Below are 20,723 nucleotides of genomic sequence, written 5' to 3' on the forward strand. Positions count from 1 at the left end.
CTATAACTAGGGAAAAGGAGAGCACATGGCCATTTCAGGCATGCACTCTCCCATTCAGGCACACGAGCTATTATTCCTCGATTGATACCCACTTGTAACTGTAATCTCCGCCAAAGGCGTGGTTGTATAGATTTTTAACTTTATCCTTCGATAGGAATGAAAGTCCGCGTTGATAAAGTGGGCTGATGGCCGCATCTTCTTCAATTAGGATTTTTTCTGCTTTTTGAAGAGCTTCCCAACGTGCTGGCAAATCACTTAATAATGTAGATCCAGCTTCTTCGACCAATTTGTCATACTCAGGATTTGAGTATCCCATTTGGTTATGAGCTCCATCAGTTACGAACATATCGATGAAAGTCATAGGATCTTGATAATCTGGACCCCAACCAGCATAAGAGAAGTCATAATCACCTTTAGATTCTAATTCAAGTTTTTGCTTGAATGGTTGTTGCTTAAGGCCAACTGTAAGTCCTGGAAGAGTAGTTTCAAGCTGTTCTTTGATATACTCACCAGTTTTCTTAGCAGAGTCACCATCATAATTCAGCAATTCGAGCTCAACTTTGGATTCGCCGATTTCTTTCAAGCCTTGTTCCCAAAGCTTTTTAGCTTCATCTTTATTTGTAACGTTCATATCTCCGTTAGCTTCACGGAAATCTTTTCCGTCCGGACCTTTAACAAAATCACTTGGTACCAAGTAGTATGCAGGTACAGATCCATTATTTAAGATTGTTTTTACAAAAGCATCTTTGTCATAAGCCATATCAATTGCTTTACGGATATTAACATTTGCTAATGCTTTGTTCTTTTGGTTATAACGAAGGAAGTATACAGAAGTATCTTTTTCCGTACCGAATTCTTCGCTATCTTTGTAGTTATCAACGTTTTCAGCAGTCAATCCTACACGATCAATTTTACCTGTTTCATATAAGTTTACGGCTGTGTTAGTATCTTTTACGATTTTAAAATTGATTGTTTCGAGCTTTACAGTATCTTTATCCCAGTATTGATCATTTTTAGAAAGTGTGAAACTTTCTTCATGTTTCCACTCAGACATCGTGAATGGTCCATTATAAAGTGTTGTATCTGCTTCAAGACCAAATTTTTCGCCTTGTTCTTCAACAAATTTTTGATTTTGTGGCATGAATGTTCCGAAAGAAAGTAGAGATTGGAAATAAGGGATAGCATTTGTTAGTTTAATTTCAAGAGTGTAATCATCAAGCGCTTTAGCACCTAACTCTTCCACTTTCTTTTTACCAGTGTTGATTTCTTCAGCATTTTCAATTACATACATCATGTATGCATATTCAGCAGCAGTATCAGGATTTACAGCTTTTTGCCAAGCATAAATGAAATCGTGAGCTGTTACAGGATCACCATTTGACCATTTAGCATCTTGGCGCAGTTTGATAGTGAAAGTTTTTCCATCTTCACTTACTGTTGGATCTCCCTCAGCAACACCTGCAACAACTTTATCTCCCTCACCTAAACGGTAAAGACCTTCCATCGTATTGTTCATAACGTTGAAAGAAACAGAGTCAGTAGCCATTACAGTGTCCATAGACGGAATTTCAGAAGTTTCCACTAAGTTAAGTACTTGTTCAACGTCTTTCTTGCCTTCACCTTTATCATTGCTACCTGTCTCTTCGTCTCCGCCGGAACAAGCTGCAAGGAAAGTGCTCAAAGCAAGAATCATTACAAGAAATAATGAGATTTTTTTTGCTTTCATACTAGTAAATGACCTCCCTATTTTTTACTCTTCTAATTTTCAGAAGATTTCGTAACCAATCATAAAACGTTTCAGAATTTTTTGCAATCATTTTTTTACATTTTGTTTACGAACATATGTCATTTCGAATACAAGAATTAACAACAAACCTTGATACACCAATGTCTGGGTAAAATATCCTATAAAAACAAAAAAATTATATTTTTCAGATAATTCCAACCAGAAAAGCATATTTAATTAAAATGAAACGTTATGAATATAATAAAATTTTATAAATAAACTTGCAACTTTTAATTTTTAAATTATTGGTATAAAATTTAAATACACTTTATAAAACAACTTATATTCGGAGGAAACCCATGAAGTCTTCACAAAAAAAATTTCTTTTATTAAACGGTATCAGCCTTCTAATTTCAATTATCTATTCAATTAATATAAAAAGTCCCTTTCTGCTTTCATTGATTGATAGCTATTTTATGATAGGCCTCTTTTATGTTTGTGCCGGCGCTCTCCTATATGTAATAGGAGGAGGTTTCTTTTCTTTCTTTTCCTACTCGTTTAAAAAATTCTGGAAAATCAATTCAAAAAAAGAAGAATATATATCTGAACTAGAAGGCGATTCTAAAGATAAAGGCCCGAATATGGAGGTACTTACCTTTTCCTGGACTAGCCCTTTACTTTATGCAGGTATCTTTTCATGTGTCATTACCTTTATTTGCTCAATTATTTTCTTTGGATAGTTGCTTTTCTAATCAGGTTTAAGTAGAATATCATTACTTAATATTTATTATAGGCTATGACAAAGAGTAGTAAGGTAGTACAAGGTTTTCAGAGAGTTTGTGGTTGCTGCGAACAAACAGCCCGTATACCTGAATGGACTTTTAAGCCTCCTGTAGGAAAAATGACAGTATGACAGGACGTTTGCCCGCGTTACTGGGCAAGAATATCTTTTTGGATATTCCTGAGTGGTTTATGTATAGAACGTAAACAATTAGGGTGGTACCGCGAATCCCATTCGTCCCTTTTAATAGTGGAGACGAATGGGATTTTTTATATTGAAAGGAGAATGAAAATGAGTATTATTTTTTCTGGCATTCAGCCAACCGGTCTGGTGACCCTTGGTAATTATATAGGAGCATTACGGCAGTTCGTAGAATTGCAAAATGATTCCCATTGTTACTTTTGCATAGTTGATCACCATGCGATTACGGTTCCGCAGGATCGCCTCGAACTAAGAAAGAACATTCGAAATCTTGCAGCCCTTTATCTGGCTGTTGGGATTGATCCTGAGAAAGCGACAATTTTTATCCAATCTGAGGTTCCCGCTCATACAGAAGCCGGATGGATTATGCAATGTAATACTTCTATTGGTGAACTTGAGCGAATGACTCAATATAAAGATAAATCTAAATCACAGGTATCTGTTTCAGCCGGTCTTCTGACTTATCCTCCATTGATGGCTGCTGATATCCTTTTATATCAAACCAACATTGTTCCAGTAGGCGATGATCAAAAACAGCATGTTGAATTGACACGTGATATTGCTGAACGCTTCAATAAAAAATATGGAGATGTCTTTACAATCCCTGATATCCAACTACCTGCTTCAGGGGCGCGAATCATGGCTTTACAGGAGCCAACCAAAAAAATGAGCAAATCCGATCCAAATAAAAAATCAACTATTTCTTTATTAGATGATCTAAAGCAGGTTGAGAAGAAAATCAAGAGTGCGGTTACGGATTCAGAAGGAATCGTGAAATTCGACAAGGAAAATAAACCAGGTATTTCAAACCTTCTATCCATTCACTCTGCACTAAGCGGTGAAAGCATAGAATCCATTGAAAAACGCTTTGTAGGTAAGGGATATGGAGATTTTAAAGCAGAGGTTGCCAATGTAGTGGTTGAAACACTACGACCTATTCAGGAACGTCATCAGGAATTACTGAATTCCCCTGAATTGGATGAAATCCTCGACAAAGGAGCTCTCGAGGCAAATAAAGCTGCTAATAAAACATTACGAAAAATGAAAAACGCAATTGGTTTAGGTCGTAAAAGAAGATAAAGATTGTTCTAAATTAAAGTGCTGAAGCTAGATTTGTATTGAATCTAGCTTCAGCACTTTTTTATTATATTCGACTTCAGGGCCTAGGAACTCGAGTCATAAGCAAATACTCTGCGGAGGCCAACAGGATGTTGGTCACAAAGACGTTGCCACACGATGTGGCGCTTTTAGTCTTCGTTCCTTAAGTTAGTTTCAGGTTTTTATTCAATCTAGCTTCGGCTCCTAGCTCCTCGAGGTCATAAGTGTAGCCACTACGGGAGGAAAGAGCGCCTCCCTACGTGCCTCCTCTTATGCTTGTCGGAGCTGAACAGTCGCCTCAGCTTTTTACTTAATCTAGCTTCGGCTCCTAGGAGCTTGAGTCATAAGCTTTTTATATAAAAAAAACCATCCATTACAGCATGGATGGTCGATCTCCTACTTCTATTTCCCAGAGCTTTTCGAAAAATGGTTGGCCTTTTATTAAACGTTCACATAACATGGCGTGTTTTTCTGACCAGCCTATCTTCATTTCCGAGTATAGCTTGTGCCATATTTCATCAAAATCCATTTTTAAAACTGTGGAATATTGTTCAGGCGCCCATTCTGTATACCAATAACGAATTTCAGCTGTATTGCTTGAACTTTTTAATTGATCAAGTACCATGAACAATAATTGCTTTAATTGACGTTCCTTGCGTGTTAACCCCAGCATAAAATCAGGAGATGGGGAAAGGATATGATACTCTTTCTTCTGATAATCTGTAATCATTGACTGATAGTCATACTGATGCGCATCCACATTACGTACCATATCATAAGCCAATTGCTCCTGCCTTGGAATTAATCTACTCTTTCGGATTGGTATGGTGTATCCTATCGTATCAATAGCAATGATGCCTGTCCCATCTGTAGCAACAAAACAATAATCCATCGGAAGTCTTTCATGATTCTTCCGAATATACGCCTTCTTATAAACATCCTGTAGAAGACTTGAAGGCAATTCCAATAAATCATTTTCAATGTAGTGAAAAAGAACCGGCTCCAACTTCAAAAGCGGAACCTGGTCAAGTAACTCAACCGTATCCTCTTTCCTCCACTCGTGAAAGCTGCAAATGTTATAACTGTTTTCTTCACCTTCAAACCAATTTACCCAAACATCATGGAGATACAACATTCCCGAATATCCCTCACTTCTATCCTATTTGTCAATCATTATAGGCAAGTTTCCTGTAAAATATTCCTTGTATGAGTGGCAAATTGATTTTCTTTGCATAGTGAATTATCCATTGATTATTTTATCAGTAGAAAGACCAATCATATCCCTAGTCTTCATGGAATGAAGATCTGCATAATCCTTTACAAGTTTGTAACCTGCCGCATATCCGGCCATTTTTGGCATTGTACCATGCCCAAATAACAACTTATCATGAAGGGGATCAGATCGCTTCATATCAAAGTTCGGTTTGAATTTTTCTGTAATCAGTTCTTCGATTTCCTTCGTTTGATAATTGGTTATCCAAGGCGCCAAATACGATTCACCGCAATATTCTGATACCGCAAATTCTGCAAGACCCTCCATAATAATAGAGTCTGCCAATCTATGCTTAACCTGCCCCCCCAGGGATTCCAATCTCGTTGTATGATGATATTCATGGACAAATAGAGCTTCCAGTTCTTTATCCTTCACCTTCTCCGATATAAATAAAAACAATTTATCAATGAAAGCAATCCCTGATTTATGTTTATTGGGAGAGCGAAATAAGCTGAACACTTCACTTGCCATCGGAAATAGGAAAATAGGAATATCCGGACCATCCCATGCTTTTTTATATTTTTTATGATAAAGTGCGATTCTATGCCACACCTTCCGTTCCTTCATATTTTGATATGTCTTGTTTGTTTTTAGGTTGGGCTGGTATAGGCCAATTCTATTTAAAACTTCAATTAGAACATGTTCTCGCATATTTACTGTGTCTAAAATATTCTCTTCTATTTTTAACCGATCATTAAAGGACTCCTCCAACCATTTATCCGTTCTGATAACTCCCATCCCATTCACCTATCCTGTTTATATTTGAATAGAGCATTATATGAAAGGATATATTTTATGGGAATCAAAATAGCCTCCCTTTTTGGTAGATGATCCAAAAAGAGAGGCCGCTTGAAGTTTTCTATCCGTTATATTTTTTAAAAACGATTGTGGCATTGTGGCCGCCAAATCCAAGTGAATTACTCATCGCACAGTCAACTTGGCGTTTTCTTGCTTCACCCGGGACATAATCAAGATCACACACGGGATCCGGTGTTTCAAGATTAATAGTCGGTGGAATGATACCATTCTTGATTGCCAAAACCGTATAGACTGCTTCAACGCCACCTGCTGCTCCCAATAAATGACCGGTCATCGATTTTGTTGAACTTACTGCCAGTTTATAAGCGTGATCACCAAAGACTGTTTTAATGGCCATCGTTTCATAGGAATCATTGTATTCTGTGCTTGTTCCATGAGCATTAATATAATCAATCTGTTCCGGATCAAGACCTGCATCATCAATAGCCATTTTCATCGCTCTTGCGCCACCTTCTCCTTCAGGGGCTGGAGCGGTTATATGATGGGCATCCCCTGTTGATCCATATCCGACAATTTCAGCATATATCGGCGCATTTCTCGCAATTGCATGTGATAATTCCTCAAGTACGAGAATGCCTGAACCTTCTCCAATAACAAATCCATCTCGATTTTTATCAAATGGACGGCTTGATGTTTTAGGATCTGGGTTAGAGGATAAAGCAGTATTCGCACAGAAACCAGCTACAGACATTTTCGTGATAGGGGCTTCCGCACCTCCTGTAATCATCACATCCGCATCACCGCGCTGGATAACTTTAAACGCATCTCCGATTGAATTCGTTCCTGTAGCACATGCTGTCACCGTACAGGAATTTACCCCTTTAGCTCCGAGAAGTATGGATACTTGTCCTGCAGCCATGTCCGGAATAAGCATCGGCACAAAAAATGGACTGACCCTACGATAGCCTCTTTTTTGAAATGTTTCATATTGCTGTTCGAATGTCTCCATGCCGCCAATTCCGGAACCAATCCATACACCAACACGATTTGCGTTCTCAGGAGTAATCTCCAATTTAGCATCCTCAACTGCCATTTTTGATGCTGCAATCGCATAATGGGTGAACCGGTCCATTTTTCTAGCTTCTTTCCGATCAATAATATCTGTTATCTCAAAGTTTTTTACTTCCCCCGCTGTCTTAGCAGGGTACTCATCCGCATTAACTCTGGTTAATGGCCCGATTCCTGAAACTCCGGCCACTAAGTTTTCCCAGTTCTCCCGGATAGTATTGCCTAAAGGTGATATGGTCCCCATACCTGTCACAACTACACGTTTACTCTCCATTACAATCTCTCCTTGAGTTAATCTCGGCTTTTCTTATTTGCCCCATCGCATCGCAACTGCTCCCCATGTTAAACCGGCTCCAAAACCAACTAATACGAGCAAATCACCGTCTTTTATTTTTCCTGCTTCCACTTCTTCAGCAAGCGCAATCGGAATAGTAGATGACGATGTGTTGCCATATTTATGAATCGTTTTGGACATCTTTTCAATTGGAAGCTCCAATCTTTGTCTCGCAGCTTCCATAATTCGTATATTTGCTTGATGCGGAATTAAAAAGTCTACATCCTCTTTTGTCAAACCTGCTTTATTTAAAACATTGATGGATGATTCACCCATTTGTCTAACTGCAAACTTATACACTTCCCGGCCATTCATCGTGAGATAATCTTGCTTTTTCTCTAAATGAATGCCACCAGAACCGTCCGCTCCAAGCTCGAAAGATAGAATGCCCTTTCCATCACTGACAGGACCCAATACTGCTGCTCCTGCTCCGTCTCCGAATAGTACTGCCGTATTACGGTCATTCCAATCCGTAATTTTTGAAAGCTTTTCCACACCTACTACCAAGATTGTGCGATAGCTGCCTGTCCTAATAAATTGACTTGCAGTTACAATTCCATAGGTAAATCCTGCACAGGCTGCACTAATATCCATAGCTGCTGCATTAACTGCGCCCAATCTTTCTTGAATCATACAGGAAACTGTAGGAAAGGATTGGTCCGGTGTGACAGTTGCCACTAGAATTAATTCAATTTCCTCAGCAGTCACTCCAGCATTCTCCATCGCCCTGACTGCTGCCTCGTAGGCCATATGTGAAGAATCAACGGTATCATCGGCAATTCTTCTTTCTTCTATTCCAGTGCGTGTTCGGATCCATTCATCTGACGTATCAATCTTTTTTTCCAAATCAAAGTTTGTTACCACGTTTTCAGGAAGATATTTGCCAATTCCGATTATGCCAGCATTCATCCTTACACCCCTCTTGCTATATTCATCTGATTATATTATTTGATATTATGACTTGGTACTAATTCTAAAAGAAATCAATCCTTATTGCAACAAATTTTCCGAAAAAGATGAATGAATGTCCATACAAGCCAGCAATATCAACATACATTAATTAGTAAGAATATGTGAAAAACGAGGTGAATGTCTTGAACAATGATCATAGAAACAGGTCAGACAATCAGGAGGCTTTTAATCGATTTATGTTTGGTGATCGTCATACGAAAAATCAGGCGAAGGAAGATCCTCCCCCTGAAGAACAGCAAGCATCCAATATTGATTTCACTAGACTGATGGAACAATCTGATGTTCTAATGTCCACTATCAGCGAATTGAGTCCTTATTTCAAAAAGATTCCATCCCTTATAAGTAAATTTACAAATTTAATCAAGTGAAGGACTTTCACTCACCTTTTTTTAAACGACCATCTTTATATCCTTTTTCATAAGCCTCATCCATAACCGTAAAGAAAATGTCCATAAATGGCTGTAATTGTTGACGATCTATATCTAAGCCCGCTTCACTTAATTTCTTTTTGATTTCTGAATAGTGTTTCATGCCCATTGCCATATATTCAAGCTTCCTCTTCATGTTAACCACCGCCTTTCCAAATAATTGTAAAAACCCCTTAATAATGATAGAAAGGGGCGATTATATAAAAAGTATTCTAATAGCTCATGAGGTTCCTAATCTTTATATGCTGCTTAACTAAATTGATCCCCACATGCGGGGATATTTTTGTTACCGCTAAATATTCCCTAATGTTCAGCTTTTGAAGGTCAGGATTTCGCTTTTCACCAGTTTCTGCGATAATCCGATAACCAAGCTCTTTTAATAAAAGGTGCCAATGTTCTTTTATATCAGATTGAACCTGGTAGATTCCATGCTCAAATTTTGATATTTCAAAAATAGCTGTAATGGCATCGCTTATATAGATAGCATCTCTTTTGTTTTCTAAATCATATAGCTCAAAAGGAAATTGAGATTGACTAAGACAATTGTAAAAGACGGTATTTTCCGGCTGCCATGGACCGTATACGGTTGGCAATATGATAGTGGTATCCACTCGATTAGGAATATCCTTGTTAACCAATCCCTCTTTATCCATACCTACATAAATAAACGTATCCTCAATTTTTTTAGGGATTTTTTCTACATATTCAAGCCATTTTTCACACTCATTATCCATATCAGTAATATAAAAAAAATAGCCATCCTTTATTTCATTAATAACCTGATCATGTTTCTTTACTTTGAAATTTGAATTTCTACCTAAAAATAATTCTTTTTCTTCCTTTTCTTTTGGATCGACCAAAACAGGTAGATCCACCCCAATAACCTCTACACCCTCTTCCATTAACCTATTGCATATCTCAAATCCAACAAAGGAATACGGAGACAGAATAATATGTTCAGGCATATAAAAACCCCCTGTCGGTTTATATAAATGTATTAAACCAACCCGAGGGTTATTCAGATTTATAAATCTTTTTCATGGTTTTTAAAAAAGGAATTGATTTGATAAGGAATAATATATCTTTTTTCCGGTGTAATATACTTAATTTCTGATGAAGGATGATTGTTAATGAATGAGCTATATTTAACCGGCAGGTTGCTTTCCAGCCTATCGAGGACGTGCACGATTAAGACCGGCATATCTTTTCCTAATGTCGTATCCGGCTTCTTCTCCATCCATTCTTTAAATGTATGATCATCCAAATGGTAGGCTTGGTACAATTCTTTTTTCATTTTCTTAAAGAAAAATTTATTTATTTCTTCTTTTTCATAGCTCTGTTTTACGGATAATATGGGATTTAATAATACAACAGATCGTACTTTTTCTTTTAATTTATGACAAATTGTATCTAACACCAACGCGCCAGTTCCTTCCGCTATGATATGAATTCTTTCGTTTACGATTTCCTTGCGGATAAAAAATGCATACATTTCCATAGCTAAATCTGCAGCTTCAGCATTACCCCAATGCGCACCGGATAAATAAGAGCTAAAAACCGTATACCCTCTCTTCAACAGATACTCAAGCATTTGTTTTTTGCCTGGATGATCCAGCCAAAAATTAGCTTTTTCATTTATATAATGCTTATCTCCACCGAGTAACATAATGGCAAAGCCACTCGGTTGTTCCGGGTAAAAAATGGTTGTCCATTCTTTATTCAGTTGAAACGTTTTGTGATTTATCATAGCTTTCCCCTCAAATAACCTTAGTCCATGTTAATGTATGTCACTATAAATCAATTTGTCCGGGCTATTTATCTCTCTGATTGCTTAGAATAACCATTTATTTTTTAACTTGTATTCATAATCAATTGCATTTTGGGCTATGTTATGATAAAACCCAAAGTAATAAAGTACAAACCATATTTACCTAAATAATTTAAATTGTTTCCAGTGTTACGTATGGTATGATAAAATAATAACGGATTGTAGATGAACGGGGTGAGAAAATTGAAATATATTTTGACATTTATATGGACATTTGCATTAACACATATGGTGATTTATGTAACAAGCTCAATGGTTGAAGGCGGTAAATACGATTTCAATACAGCTTCCATTCTTAGTGTGGTCATTACCCTATTAATTTTAGTGGTTTCAGCTGTAATACCAAATGATCCGGTACAGGAATCCGGACATTAATTCATTTTCAAAAAAGGGCCGCTAATTAGCGGCCCTTTTTTGATACATATGTCCAATGACGATCATCATTGGTTGTCTCAGGAAAATACTCTCCTGCTTTCAGCTTAATCTTCTTTGGGTTAACGACATTGCTGCCAGTCTCCCCTATTTCGATATATTCACCATTATTTGGTGCCTTTTGTCCATGTTTAAAATGACGATTCTGTCCCAAAAAAATCCCTCCTTTTGTTCTAGAATCCCCAATTATTGTTCAACTATTAGTTAGGTTTGACCATTAAATCAACCAAAAGTGCTTTTTGAGCATGTAAACGATTTCCCGCCTGTTTAATGACAATGGAATTAGATGAGTCAATAATGGAAGATGTCACCTCTTCACCGCGATGTGCTGGTAAGCAGTGCATAAATAAATAATCGAGTTTGGCGCCAGCAGCCAATTGCTCATTTACCTGAAATTTTTTAAAATCTTCCAGCCTTTTTTCATTTTCTTTTTCTTGGCCCATGCTGGTCCAAACATCACAATAAATAACATCAGCTTCCTTAACAGCAGCCTCTGGATCGTGAAACAGTTCTATTTTCCCTCCATTGATTATTGCTTCAGTCATAGCTTTCTCGACCAAAAGAGGATCTGGTTCATAACCAGGAGGCGTTGCAATCGCAATTTGCATACCCGATTTAACAGCAGCCATCATCAAAGAATTGGCAACATTATTCCCATCACCGATATAAGCGAGCTTGATTCCCTGGAGAGTTCCTTTCTCTTCCTTAATAGTTAACAAGTCAGCCAATGCCTGGCATGGATGCTCAAGGTCAGTCAATCCGTTAATAACCGGCACACTGGAGCTTGTTGCCAATGTTTCCGCTCTATCATGGCCAGTAGTACGTATCATGATTGCATCCACATATTCTGATAACACTTGTGCTGTGTCTGAAATCGGTTCACCTCTGCCAAGCTGCGTGTCATTTCTACTTAAGAAAATGGCATGACCCCCTAGCTGAAGCATGCCTGCTTCGAAAGAAACCCGTGTCCTTGTTGAATTTTTTTCAAAGATCATCCCCAATATTTTCCCCTTTAATGGGGTATCCAAATATCCTTTATTTAGCCTTTCTTTTAAATCCATTGCGAGCTCCAATAATTCATTCAATTGCTGCGCCGTAATGGCTTCCATGGATAAAAAATCTTTTTGACTGATTATTCGTTTAGTTCCATACAGTAGTTTCATATCTGCCTTTCCTCTCACTTGAAATTTATAGACTATACGAACGAGGCATCAGATAACTTAGGCCTTCGTCATTGTTAGATTGGTTTTGCATACTTCCTTTAAAATGGCTAAAGCTAATAAAAGCTCATCTCGTGAAACAGTCAACGGAGGAAGCAAACGAATCACATGCGAGCCGGCTGGTAAGACAAATAATTGATGTTCAATTATTTGTTTAATATAGGGAGCTACTTCTTCCTTTAATTCAATCCCGATCATCAGACCCTCTCCCCTGATCTCTTTTATAACCGGGATATCCTCGGCTGCTATCTTCAGTTCACTAATAAACCACTCAGCTTTATCTCTGATTTCTGCTAAAAATTGAGGATTGCTTATTTGATTCAACACCACTTTGCTTGCCGCCAATGATACTGGATTTCCGCCAAAGGTAGAACCATGAACACCTTTGCCGAATGATTCTTTCAGCTCTTTTTTGGCTACCATCGCACCTATGGGCAGACCATTAGCAAGACCCTTAGCTGTGGTCACAATATCCGGTTTGATTCCCTTATACTTTAAATAAGCATAAGGATAGCCTGTTCTCCCATTTCCCGTTTGAACTTCATCAATAATCAGCAATATATTGTTCTCATTGCATAGTTGGTTAATACTCTTTAAAAAGCCCTCATCAATAAGAATAATCCCGCCTTCACCTTGAATGATCTCTACCATAATAGCCGCCACATCTTCATCTATAGCCTTATGGACTGCATCAATATCATTAAATGGAACATAAACAAAGCCTTCCAGTAATGGGCCAAATCCATCATGGATACTACTTTGTCCAGTAGCAGCCATTGCTCCAAATGTACGACCGTGAAAAGATTGTTGGAATGTAATGATTTTCGTTTTTCCAGTTGCTCTTCTGGCCAGCTTTAGTGCCGCTTCATTTGCTTCTGCACCGCTATTGCAAAAGAAAACACCATCCAATCCGGTAAGCTCGTTCAGCTTTAATGCCACTTCTTCCTGGATGGGAAGCTGAAACAAATTGGACGTATGCCAGAACAGTTCCATTTGTGCCTCGACAGATTTTTTGACTTCATCATTTTTATGCCCGAGATTAACCACACCAATACCGGATGTAAAATCAAGATATTTCTTTCCGCCCTCTGCTTCAATCCATGAGCCATCCGCTTTTATTGGTGTGATATCCCATTTTTTGTAGACCGGTAATAGCGCAGACATCACATCACCCTCTCCTCAGCTCCAAGGAATGTACCCTGCCATTTTTCATCAGCAAAGAATCTGGATACACCGCTTGTAATTAATATTGTTGACGCACCTTGCTTTTTAGCAGATAAAGCAGCCTGCACTTTTGGAATCATCCCACCATATATCGTTCCCTGATCAATCATTTGGGTGATTTCTGATTCTGTTATATGCTCAATGGTTTTTGTACCATTCCTTATTCCATTGACATCCGTTATAAAAATGCACATTTCAGCTCTTAGGGCTGCCGCAACAGCACCAGCAGCGGAATCTGCATTTACATTAAGCTTTCGTCCTTCTTTTGACATGGAAATCGGGGTGAGTACGGGATAGACCCCATTCGATAACAGACTCTCTAAAAGATGGCTGTTTACCTTTTTAATCATTCCTACCTCACCAAGCTCTGCTTTATTAATATACTCCGCCTCTAATATGAATCCGTCCGACCCATTTATTCCGATTGTTTGAAACCCTTTTGATTGTAATTTATGCACAAGCTGCCTATTCGTCTTCCCAGCAAGGACAAGCTCTGCTATCTCAAGGACCTTGACAGATGTTTTTCTTAAACCCTTTTCAAACTGAACAGGGATCTCAAATTTAGCGAGCATATCATTTATATCTGGTCCGCCCCCATGGACGAATACAAAGGAATATCCTTTATCCTCCAGTTCCCTTAAACTATTGAAAAAATGATCGGTTAATTGATCAATAATGCTTCCCCCGCATTTGACAACAATTATCTTCATCCAAACATCTCCCCTTAAGTTCGATAGCTTGCATTAATTTTTACATAATCATACGTAAGGTCGCATCCCCATGCAGTTCCGGTGCCGAGTCCATCTGTCAATTCGATTCTGATTTGGACTTCATTGCCTAGTAAATAATCACGAGCTTTTTCCTCATCAAAAATAATGGGTGCACCAAAATGGAGAACCTCCACCGGTCCGAAAAAAATGCTTACCCGGTCCTGATTAAAAGGGATATTGCTTCTCCCCATCGCTCCGACAATCCTGCCCCAATTGGCATCGGCCCCATAAACAGCTGTTTTCACTAAATTTGATCCTATGACTGTTTTTGCAAGTGCTTGAGCCTCTTGGTCTGTTTCTGCTCCTTTTACAACCACTTCAACCAGCTTGGTGGCACCTTCACCATCACGCGCGATTTGTTTTGCCAACGATTCGGAAACCTCTTTTAATAAATATACAAAGCGATTCCACTCCGGATGCTTTTCAGAGAGCATTTGATTTTCTGCCATTCCATTTGCCATAACAACAACCATATCATTGGTTGAAGTATCTCCATCGACTGTAATTTGATTAAACGAAACATTTGTCACAGTTCTTAATGCTCTTTGCAAGGAACTCTGTTCCACATTTGCATCCGTTGTAATAAACCCAAGCATCGTTGCCATATTAGGATGAATCATGCCAGATCCCTTTGCCGCTCCTCCCATTGAAACGACAACCCCATCGATTATAGTTTGAAAAGCACAGCTCTTGGTCTTTGTATCCGTTGTCAGAATAGCCTCTTCAAAATGTTCAGCTCCCGCCTCCTGATCTGTCAAATGAATATTTTCAATTCCAGTGCATATCTTATCAATCTCTAAAAATTCACCAATCACTCCAGTAGAAGCAACCGCCACGTAGGACGGAGGTATGTGTAATTTATCCGCTACATGTGATCGCATACAATAGGCATCCTTCAATCCACGTTCTCCGGTACAAGCGTTAGCGCACGCACTATTTACTACGACTGCCTGCAGTTTTCCTTCTATTTTCAAACTTTCCTTAGTAACAAGGATTGGAGCTGCCTGGTAAGTGTTTAACGTATATACGGCTGCTGCATTCGCTGGAACAGTCGAATATAAAATAGCTAGATCATTACGCGCGTAGCGTAAGCCTGCATGGATTCCTTCTGCCTGATACCCTTTTGGTATAAGAATACCTCCTTTTACTGCCTTAATGTCCCCATTCATTAGCACCTTCATAGATTATCTCCACTCCCTTTGTTCCTTAAGGATAGACTGGATAAAAACGTAAACCTTCTGTTTCTTCAAGTCCCATCATAATATTTGCGTTGTGAATCGCTTGGCCTGCTGCTCCTTTGACGAGATTATCAATTACAGAAACGACGGTGACTCTTCCTGTCCTCTCATCCATTCTGAAACCTATATCGCAAAAATTGGAGCCATACACTTCCTTTGTCGATGAAAAGCTATTTTCACCCCTATAACGAATAAAGAATTCATTTTGGTAAGCTGTTAGAAAAGCATTATGAATATGTTCAGCTGTTACTTCAGGCTTTACCTTTGCATGCATCGTCACCATTATTCCACGTGTCATAGGAATGAGATGAGTAGTAAACATAATAGGCGCCAGCTCAGAGTCCCATTCTGATAATTGTTGCTCTATTTCAGGTATATGCTGATGTTGATGTACTTTATAGATTGATAGGTTATCATTTACATGGGCATAATGTTTCGAATCATTACTCTTTTTACCTGCTCCTGAAACACCTGATTTAGCATCAATAATAATGTCAGATGATTCAATTAATTCATTTGATAAAAGCGGAACCAATCCTAACAAAGTAGCTGTCGGGTAACAGCCAGGATTTGCGATTAAACGGCTCTCACGGATTGCTGCCCGATTCCATTCAGATAGTCCATACACACTATTTTGTAATAAATCGTTTGATGGCGGTGATCCTTTATACCACTTTTCATATAATTCTCCGCTTTTCAACCTATGATCTCCGGATAAATCTATAATTTTCAAGCCTTTCTTATACAGTTCCGGAACAAGTTCCTTTGATACGCCACTGGGCATTGCCAAAAATACAAGTTCACTTTGTTTAGCAATTAGCCCTGGATCCACTTCACTTAAAACATGGGGAATCAGTCCAAAATGCTGTCTATTTTCATGATCAAGTCGATTACCTGCACTCGAAGATGAATATACAGCCGTTAAATGGAATGTTGGATGACTCGAAAGTAAACGTATTAATTCCATTCCACTATATCCTGTAGCCCCTACAACAGATACATTCATGTTTCCACCCCATCCATTGATTGTATATTCTGTAATATCTATCTATTATAGTATGTATATTTATAAAATCAAATGTATTTTTATTTATTTTCAGAAAAATAGTCATCTGCCTAATGTATATAGTTCAAAATATATAACTTCATCATCATTAAACTATGTCAAAGGTAGTATTATGACCTTGATTACTTTTCCATAAATTTTTCAAACAATTACCCCTTACCTTTCATTTTATAGTCTACAAATGCTGTTATTCACTGCCAGACAGGTTAAATAATGACCTAATTATTTATTCGTCGCTTTAAAAGCTATTCATTTAACAAAAAAATAAAAACTCCATTTTGAAAAAAGATTCAAAATGGAGTTTCCTTTATACATAGTTATATAAAAAGATTGTCTTTTACTACTATATCCTCATTACCGTGTACTCTATATATTGCTGCATCTTTGGGCACTACTCTAGGAAGAAACTAAAAACCACCCCTGCCTGCAAAATAAAGGGTGGTTTATCATAGTACTTTTTAATTTTTATGAAACATTAAGGATTTGGCGTTTTCTCAATATTGACCTTATTGTTCTTTTTAACTTCATCATCATCTTCTATTATATCTTTTGTAGCATTTTTAAACTCTTTTAATGTTTTCCCAAATGCCCTTCCTATTTCAGGAAGCTTTGATGGCCCAAATATCATTAATGCGAGAACTAATATAAGAATAAGCCCAGGTACTCCAATATTTGAAAACATATTATTCTCTCCCATCTCAATCTATCTCTACTAAACATTAGCATGTTCACATAGCTATCCTACCATTCTCTTCATTGAAAAACAAATAATGGAATTTCCTTATTATTAGTTTGCCAGGTATACTTTTCCCTAAGGGTATGGCACTATTTTTAATTTTGTAATAAGTTGCGTCTATGCGGAATAGACTGTCTTTATTTTTGCTATTATTAAAGAAATAAAGATGAGAGAGGGGATTAGCTTGATCAGCGGAACAATCGAGTCAATACGTGTAGGAAAACCTGCATCTCTGCATTATAAGAGTAAAATTGTACAATCTGCTATCTATAAAGATGAAGTCCACCATCCCATACATGTTTCAAAGACCAACTTAGAAGGTGATAAACAAAGTGACCTTAATCATCACGGAGGTCCTGATAAAGCAATATGTGTATATCCCTCAGAACATTACCCTTACTGGTCAGAGAAAATCGGACAATTATTTAAAGCAGGGGATTTTGGAGAAAATTTAACTATATTTGGATTAACGGAGGATAAGGTTAGGATTGGCGACATTCTTAAGGCAGATGGCTGCCTATTTCAAGTTACCCAACCACGGGAACCCTGTTATAAAATTGCCGCTCGGCATAATATAGACCAATTACCTTTTTGGATTAGAGCAAGTGGCTATTCGGGCTATTATTTACGAGTTTTGGAGGAGGGTATCCTTACTAAAGGTTCTGTCATTGAAATTATCGATCGAGCCCCACAGAGCATTACGATTGCATATGCCAATCAAATTATGCATCATGACTCCAGCAATAGAGAGGCCATCCAAAGTATCCTTTCCGTCGATGCTTTATCAGAAAGCTGGAAAGAGAAATTTAGTAGGGTCTTAGCTTCGGCTAAATAATATACATCTTTTATGGAGACTGGCCGTCACATTCATATGCCCAGTCTCTAATTCTTCATTTTATAGATAAACTGCAAATATGAAATCACTTCCCAAAATGATATGCGCTACTACCTACTACTTATTTAATTGAAGTTTTCTTTCTAAACGAATCATGTCCCGGCATAACATACCATTTTCATAGATTGGCTCAGGATAATTCCTACTAAAATAATCATGATCGATACCCATAATTCTAAAACCAACCTTTTGATAGAGTGCAAGTTGATAGATACTGGAATTTCCAGTACCTATTTCTGCGATGCGATACCCTTTGGCAGCTGAAAACGAACAAGCATACTCAATCAGTGCCTTCGCATATCCTCTGCCCCGCCATTTTTCATCTACGGATAGATTCATAATTTCTACTCGTTCCGTTGTTTTTGGAGTTACAATAATAATTCCTGCTATATCATCATCACTAAGAAGTTCAAAGGTATAGCCTGTATCGCTATATTTTTCGATTTGCTGTCTTGAAGGATCTGCCTCCATTAACAACCGCCAGTGTTTTTCGGTAATTTCCGTACATATGCGCATATTCCCTATCACTCTTCTCTATCCCTTCTTCTATCCTTCTCTTCTGTGCATGGTTTTAGGATTCATAAATACCTATATTAACTGTAAACCATCTATCTATAATCTTCCTATATTCTTGATCAATTCACCAAATCTTTTTTCTAATATGTAAAAAGGCGATTCATTGCTATATAGCTGATCGCCTTTTTACAGGAATTAAATGCTTTCCTCCTCATCATGATAAGCAATCAGAATAATATCTTGGCCTAATTGCTCGCTGAGTTTTTCCTGGTACTCATTTAATTGCCTTACCTGTTCTTCATTTAATTGGACTAGGTCATATTCACGCATGTTTGTTATGCCTCCTATCAAGAATAATAGCGGAAGAAATTCTCACTCTTTCACTTTTATCCTTCCCATAAACCCTAATTCATTTCATGATACTTAACATACAAACTGCTGCTTAAACGATTCGACCGCTTGAAGTGGATAATCACTTAAAGCAATAGCAGAAACAACAGCCACTCCATCTGCACCAGGTATTTCCTATACTAAAAAAGGGTCTCGCATCAACAAAGTGATGTTATCGCTCCCTACGTCAGTATTAACTGTACAGGTTCAAAGGGTCAGGTTTTAACCTTCTCAACTCGCAATTTGAGTCCCCCCGCAATCAACTATTTAATTGGAAACAAAAAAGCTCTTCTATACATCTTAAAAGAGCTTTTCGCACATATCGAGTAGACTTATGTACTTCATGCTCCCTGCGCCAGTATTAACTGACAGGTTCAAAGGGTCAGGTTTTAACCTTCTCAACTCGTAACAAGAGTCCCCCTGCAAATAATTTGATTATTTTAACTTTATCAGAAATAAAAACCAATTCCAATAGGACCAACCGATTCTATTAACCCAGTTGATATTTGAATATCTTAAAGATATTTTTTTTCATAAAAAAGAGAGCCTTAAACTCAGCTCTCCAAATATATTCAATCTTTATTATTGTATACCCAAGGCAATTTTCGCATAACGTGACATACGATCCTTTGTCCATGCCGGTGTCCAAACAATGTCTACTTCTACGTTTTTCACTTCAGGCAATTCCTTTAATGCATAACGTACTTGATCGACAATGGTACCTGCCAATGGACAGCCCATCGCGGTTAAGGTCATCGTTACTGTCACATCGCCTTCGTCGGTCATATCGACATTATAGACTAGGCCTAGGTTTACTATATCAATTCCCAATTCAGGGTCCAAAACTTCTTCCAATGCACTCATAAGGCTATCTTTCATATCTTGATCCATGTTAAATCTCCTTCCTCAACGTTCTTGTTTCAATCCTACCAAATTTCACTTAATCTGACCATTCTTAATCCTTATACAAGATTCTCTTCTATCCAGTTAACGGCCTGCAGTAATCCACTTCTAGTAACAGCATGACCGGCCGTCTTATCAGATATGTAAGTAATTCTGCCAGAATCTACTTTTTCCTGGAGGTTTTCAACAAACGCACGGCCACCTGCAATCGGTACAATAGGATCCTTTTCCCCATGCCAGAAGAAAAGAGGGCGATTATTTAGTTTATCGGGCTGCAAGGATAAATCAAGTTCTTCAAGAGTACTGAATACTTTCAATTTCTCTTCCTCCGTAAACCCTAAATCAATCCCCTGTTTTTCAAATTCCTCCACTTGATACTGCGCAAACTCTTTATATTCCGGGTTTCCCATCAGACTGACTCCCACACGAATCCAATCATATTGAGTTAGTGCGCCAAGTGTCGTGATTGCACCCATAGATGTACCGCCAAGACCAATACAATCATAAATCGCTAATCCATGCTCTGTAATATATTTTTTGATCATATGCAATTCTTTTATAGAGGAAATAACAATTTTCCAAAATGAACTCGATAAATCCTTCTTCATGTCCCGTTCCTCTCGTTCACCGTGCAAGTATGCTTCAGGCAAAAATACTCTAAACCCCTTTTCCGCCAGAAGATAAGCATAGTGCAGATTATGCTCTTTTGCACTGGTAAAACCGTGAAGAAAAATAAATCCGGGGAGAGGTACATTATTCATATCCTGCTTACCTACTATAAGCATTGGAATATGTTCAACATATACTTTCTCTACTTGTATCATTATTATTCCCCTTCTCTATATATTTTTTTACAAACCAAACG

At 37.9% G+C, this 20,723-nt stretch carries 24 protein-coding genes, 2 riboswitches and 1 other annotated feature; of the genes, 5 read left to right on the plus strand and 19 right to left on the minus strand.

Going from position 1 to position 20,723, the window contains the following annotated elements; genetic code table 11:
• Window positions 1–70: 70 nt before the first annotated feature.
• Window positions 71–1,726 (minus strand): peptide ABC transporter substrate-binding protein, encoded by a 1,656-nt coding sequence (locus tag AC4G3N_RS12835; protein WP_066101466.1) that lies wholly within the window; start codon window positions 1,724–1,726, stop codon window positions 71–73.
• A 359-nt stretch (window positions 1,727–2,085) separates the two neighbouring features.
• Between AC4G3N_RS12835 and AC4G3N_RS12840 the strand changes: the two genes are divergently transcribed.
• Window positions 2,086–2,466 carry a DUF3899 domain-containing protein gene (locus AC4G3N_RS12840; RefSeq protein WP_077247957.1) on the plus strand — a complete coding sequence of 127 codons (381 nt, stop codon included), beginning with the start codon at window positions 2,086–2,088 and terminating at the stop codon, window positions 2,464–2,466.
• Between the two features lie 47 nt (window positions 2,467–2,513).
• Window positions 2,514–2,752 (plus strand) — a binding site (T-box leader).
• A gap of 46 nt (window positions 2,753–2,798) precedes the next feature.
• The gene (trpS, locus tag AC4G3N_RS12845) at window positions 2,799–3,788 is read left to right on the plus strand and encodes a tryptophan--tRNA ligase (protein WP_066101468.1); all 990 of its coding nucleotides are present in this window, start codon (window positions 2,799–2,801) and stop codon (window positions 3,786–3,788) included.
• Between the two features lie 391 nt (window positions 3,789–4,179).
• On the opposite strand, the gene AC4G3N_RS12850 is transcribed toward trpS, so the two are convergent.
• The 4 genes from AC4G3N_RS12850 to AC4G3N_RS12865 all read right to left on the minus strand — a co-directional run bounded on the left by AC4G3N_RS12850 (window position 4,180) and on the right by AC4G3N_RS12865 (window position 8,149).
• Window positions 4,180–4,941 (minus strand): YjbA family protein, encoded by a 762-nt coding sequence (locus AC4G3N_RS12850; RefSeq protein ID WP_066101471.1) that lies wholly within the window; start codon window positions 4,939–4,941, stop codon window positions 4,180–4,182.
• A gap of 105 nt (window positions 4,942–5,046) precedes the next feature.
• Window positions 5,047–5,817 (minus strand): DUF2268 domain-containing putative Zn-dependent protease, encoded by a 771-nt coding sequence (locus AC4G3N_RS12855; RefSeq protein ID WP_066101474.1) that lies wholly within the window; start codon window positions 5,815–5,817, stop codon window positions 5,047–5,049.
• Window positions 5,818–5,938: 121 nt separating this feature from the next.
• Window positions 5,939–7,180, minus strand: coding sequence for a beta-ketoacyl-ACP synthase II (gene fabF, locus AC4G3N_RS12860; RefSeq protein WP_139891431.1), 1,242 nt, complete (start codon window positions 7,178–7,180; stop codon window positions 5,939–5,941).
• A gap of 33 nt (window positions 7,181–7,213) precedes the next feature.
• Entirely contained in the window at window positions 7,214–8,149 is a 936-nt protein-coding gene (locus tag AC4G3N_RS12865; protein ID WP_066101479.1) for a beta-ketoacyl-ACP synthase III, read from the minus strand.
• Between the two features lie 185 nt (window positions 8,150–8,334).
• Here AC4G3N_RS12865 and AC4G3N_RS12870 point away from each other — a divergent pair, with 185 nt between their 5' ends.
• Window positions 8,335–8,580 carry a hypothetical protein gene (locus AC4G3N_RS12870; protein WP_139063793.1) on the plus strand — a complete coding sequence of 82 codons (246 nt, stop codon included), beginning with the start codon at window positions 8,335–8,337 and terminating at the stop codon, window positions 8,578–8,580.
• Window positions 8,581–8,587: 7 nt separating this feature from the next.
• Here AC4G3N_RS12870 and AC4G3N_RS12875 read toward each other — a convergent pair whose 3' ends face one another.
• The 3 genes from AC4G3N_RS12875 to AC4G3N_RS12885 all read right to left on the minus strand — a co-directional run bounded on the left by AC4G3N_RS12875 (window position 8,588) and on the right by AC4G3N_RS12885 (window position 10,387).
• Window positions 8,588–8,776 carry a ComZ family protein gene (locus tag AC4G3N_RS12875; RefSeq protein ID WP_066101485.1) on the minus strand — a complete coding sequence of 63 codons (189 nt, stop codon included), beginning with the start codon at window positions 8,774–8,776 and terminating at the stop codon, window positions 8,588–8,590.
• 76 nt (window positions 8,777–8,852) lie between these two features.
• On the minus strand, window positions 8,853–9,605 hold the full coding sequence (locus AC4G3N_RS12880) for a Rossmann-fold NAD(P)-binding domain-containing protein (protein ID WP_491090314.1): 753 nt from the start codon (window positions 9,603–9,605) through the stop codon (window positions 8,853–8,855).
• A gap of 59 nt (window positions 9,606–9,664) precedes the next feature.
• Window positions 9,665–10,387 (minus strand): alpha/beta fold hydrolase, encoded by a 723-nt coding sequence (locus AC4G3N_RS12885; RefSeq protein ID WP_077247958.1) that lies wholly within the window; start codon window positions 10,385–10,387, stop codon window positions 9,665–9,667.
• A gap of 264 nt (window positions 10,388–10,651) precedes the next feature.
• On the opposite strand from AC4G3N_RS12885, the gene AC4G3N_RS12890 reads away from it, so the two are divergent.
• Complete coding sequence (locus tag AC4G3N_RS12890) at window positions 10,652–10,843, plus strand: YjzD family protein (protein ID WP_066101490.1); 192 nt, start codon at window positions 10,652–10,654, stop codon at window positions 10,841–10,843.
• A gap of 25 nt (window positions 10,844–10,868) precedes the next feature.
• Here AC4G3N_RS12890 and AC4G3N_RS12895 read toward each other — a convergent pair whose 3' ends face one another.
• The 7 genes from AC4G3N_RS12895 to AC4G3N_RS12925 all read right to left on the minus strand — a co-directional run bounded on the left by AC4G3N_RS12895 (window position 10,869) and on the right by AC4G3N_RS12925 (window position 17,100).
• A complete protein-coding gene (locus tag AC4G3N_RS12895; protein WP_066101493.1) occupies window positions 10,869–11,054 on the minus strand; it encodes a YjzC family protein in 186 nt (61 codons plus the stop codon).
• Between the two features lie 46 nt (window positions 11,055–11,100).
• Window positions 11,101–12,063 carry an ornithine carbamoyltransferase gene (gene argF, locus AC4G3N_RS12900; protein WP_140461155.1) on the minus strand — a complete coding sequence of 321 codons (963 nt, stop codon included), beginning with the start codon at window positions 12,061–12,063 and terminating at the stop codon, window positions 11,101–11,103.
• Window positions 12,064–12,120: 57 nt separating this feature from the next.
• Window positions 12,121–13,284, minus strand: a complete 1,164-nt coding sequence (argD, locus tag AC4G3N_RS12905) for an acetylornithine transaminase (protein WP_139891436.1) — start codon at window positions 13,282–13,284, stop codon at window positions 12,121–12,123.
• Entirely contained in the window at window positions 13,284–14,054 is a 771-nt protein-coding gene (gene argB, locus AC4G3N_RS12910; protein ID WP_139891437.1) for an acetylglutamate kinase, read from the minus strand. The genes argD and argB overlap by 1 nt, the downstream gene beginning before the upstream one ends.
• A 14-nt stretch (window positions 14,055–14,068) precedes the next feature.
• Window positions 14,069–15,295 (minus strand): bifunctional ornithine acetyltransferase/N-acetylglutamate synthase, encoded by a 1,227-nt coding sequence (gene argJ / locus AC4G3N_RS12915; RefSeq protein ID WP_066101503.1) that lies wholly within the window; start codon window positions 15,293–15,295, stop codon window positions 14,069–14,071.
• Window positions 15,296–15,320: 25 nt separating this feature from the next.
• Window positions 15,321–16,358, minus strand: coding sequence for an N-acetyl-gamma-glutamyl-phosphate reductase (gene argC, locus AC4G3N_RS12920; RefSeq protein ID WP_066101507.1), 1,038 nt, complete (start codon window positions 16,356–16,358; stop codon window positions 15,321–15,323).
• Window positions 16,359–16,893: 535 nt separating this feature from the next.
• The gene (locus tag AC4G3N_RS12925) at window positions 16,894–17,100 is read right to left on the minus strand and encodes a twin-arginine translocase TatA/TatE family subunit (protein WP_066101510.1); all 207 of its coding nucleotides are present in this window, start codon (window positions 17,098–17,100) and stop codon (window positions 16,894–16,896) included.
• Window positions 17,101–17,338: 238 nt separating this feature from the next.
• Between AC4G3N_RS12925 and AC4G3N_RS12930 the strand changes: the two genes are divergently transcribed.
• On the plus strand, window positions 17,339–17,989 hold the full coding sequence (locus tag AC4G3N_RS12930) for an MOSC domain-containing protein (RefSeq protein ID WP_225983662.1): 651 nt from the start codon (window positions 17,339–17,341) through the stop codon (window positions 17,987–17,989).
• Window positions 17,990–18,106: 117 nt separating this feature from the next.
• On the opposite strand, the gene AC4G3N_RS12935 is transcribed toward AC4G3N_RS12930, so the two are convergent.
• The 4 genes from AC4G3N_RS12935 to AC4G3N_RS12950 all read right to left on the minus strand — a co-directional run bounded on the left by AC4G3N_RS12935 (window position 18,107) and on the right by AC4G3N_RS12950 (window position 20,682).
• On the minus strand, window positions 18,107–18,565 hold the full coding sequence (locus AC4G3N_RS12935; protein WP_491090315.1) for a GNAT family N-acetyltransferase: 459 nt from the start codon (window positions 18,563–18,565) through the stop codon (window positions 18,107–18,109).
• Window positions 18,566–18,760: 195 nt separating this feature from the next.
• Entirely contained in the window at window positions 18,761–18,895 is a 135-nt protein-coding gene (locus tag AC4G3N_RS12940; RefSeq protein WP_257468970.1) for a hypothetical protein, read from the minus strand.
• 222 nt (window positions 18,896–19,117) lie between these two features.
• Window positions 19,118–19,220, minus strand: a riboswitch (TPP riboswitch).
• A gap of 65 nt (window positions 19,221–19,285) precedes the next feature.
• A riboswitch (TPP riboswitch) is annotated at window positions 19,286–19,387 on the minus strand.
• A 150-nt stretch (window positions 19,388–19,537) separates the two neighbouring features.
• Window positions 19,538–19,846: a metal-sulfur cluster assembly factor gene (locus tag AC4G3N_RS12945; protein WP_066101520.1), complete on the minus strand. Its 309-nt coding sequence runs from the start codon at window positions 19,844–19,846 to the stop codon at window positions 19,538–19,540.
• A 71-nt stretch (window positions 19,847–19,917) separates the two neighbouring features.
• The gene (locus tag AC4G3N_RS12950) at window positions 19,918–20,682 is read right to left on the minus strand and encodes a prolyl oligopeptidase family serine peptidase (RefSeq protein ID WP_066101523.1); all 765 of its coding nucleotides are present in this window, start codon (window positions 20,680–20,682) and stop codon (window positions 19,918–19,920) included.
• Between the last annotated feature and the right edge of the window lie 41 nt (window positions 20,683–20,723).

The sequence above is a fragment of the Bacillus sp. z50 genome, assembly GCF_058313585.1.

Bases quoted from the DNA above. Each gene is read 5' to 3' on its own strand.
- AC4G3N_RS12835 (WP_066101466.1), bottom strand. From the start codon at position 1,726: ATGAAAGCAAAAAAAATCTCATTATTTCTTGTAATGATTCTTGCTTTG.
- AC4G3N_RS12840 (WP_077247957.1), top strand. From the start codon at position 2,086: ATGAAGTCTTCACAAAAAAAATTTCTTTTATTAAACGGTATCAGCCTT.
- trpS (WP_066101468.1), top strand. From the start codon at position 2,799: ATGAGTATTATTTTTTCTGGCATTCAGCCAACCGGTCTGGTGACCCTT.
- AC4G3N_RS12850 (WP_066101471.1), bottom strand. From the start codon at position 4,941: ATGTTGTATCTCCATGATGTTTGGGTAAATTGGTTTGAAGGTGAAGAA.
- AC4G3N_RS12855 (WP_066101474.1), bottom strand. From the start codon at position 5,817: ATGGGAGTTATCAGAACGGATAAATGGTTGGAGGAGTCCTTTAATGAT.
- fabF (WP_139891431.1), bottom strand. From the start codon at position 7,180: ATGGAGAGTAAACGTGTAGTTGTGACAGGTATGGGGACCATATCACCT.
- AC4G3N_RS12865 (WP_066101479.1), bottom strand. From the start codon at position 8,149: ATGAATGCTGGCATAATCGGAATTGGCAAATATCTTCCTGAAAACGTG.
- AC4G3N_RS12875 (WP_066101485.1), bottom strand. From the start codon at position 8,776: ATGAAGAGGAAGCTTGAATATATGGCAATGGGCATGAAACACTATTCA.
- AC4G3N_RS12880 (WP_491090314.1), bottom strand. From the start codon at position 9,605: ATGCCTGAACATATTATTCTGTCTCCGTATTCCTTTGTTGGATTTGAG.
- AC4G3N_RS12885 (WP_077247958.1), bottom strand. From the start codon at position 10,387: ATGATAAATCACAAAACGTTTCAACTGAATAAAGAATGGACAACCATT.
- argF (WP_140461155.1), bottom strand. From the start codon at position 12,063: ATGAAACTACTGTATGGAACTAAACGAATAATCAGTCAAAAAGATTTT.
- argD (WP_139891436.1), bottom strand. From the start codon at position 13,284: ATGTCTGCGCTATTACCGGTCTACAAAAAATGGGATATCACACCAATA.
- argB (WP_139891437.1), bottom strand. From the start codon at position 14,054: ATGAAGATAATTGTTGTCAAATGCGGGGGAAGCATTATTGATCAATTA.
- argJ (WP_066101503.1), bottom strand. From the start codon at position 15,295: ATGAAGGTGCTAATGAATGGGGACATTAAGGCAGTAAAAGGAGGTATT.
- argC (WP_066101507.1), bottom strand. From the start codon at position 16,358: ATGAATGTATCTGTTGTAGGGGCTACAGGATATAGTGGAATGGAATTA.
- AC4G3N_RS12925 (WP_066101510.1), bottom strand. From the start codon at position 17,100: ATGTTTTCAAATATTGGAGTACCTGGGCTTATTCTTATATTAGTTCTC.
- AC4G3N_RS12935 (WP_491090315.1), bottom strand. From the start codon at position 18,565: ATGCGCATATGTACGGAAATTACCGAAAAACACTGGCGGTTGTTAATG.
- AC4G3N_RS12940 (WP_257468970.1), bottom strand. From the start codon at position 18,895: ATGCGTGAATATGACCTAGTCCAATTAAATGAAGAACAGGTAAGGCAA.
- AC4G3N_RS12945 (WP_066101520.1), bottom strand. From the start codon at position 19,846: ATGGATCAAGATATGAAAGATAGCCTTATGAGTGCATTGGAAGAAGTT.
- AC4G3N_RS12950 (WP_066101523.1), bottom strand. From the start codon at position 20,682: ATGATACAAGTAGAGAAAGTATATGTTGAACATATTCCAATGCTTATA.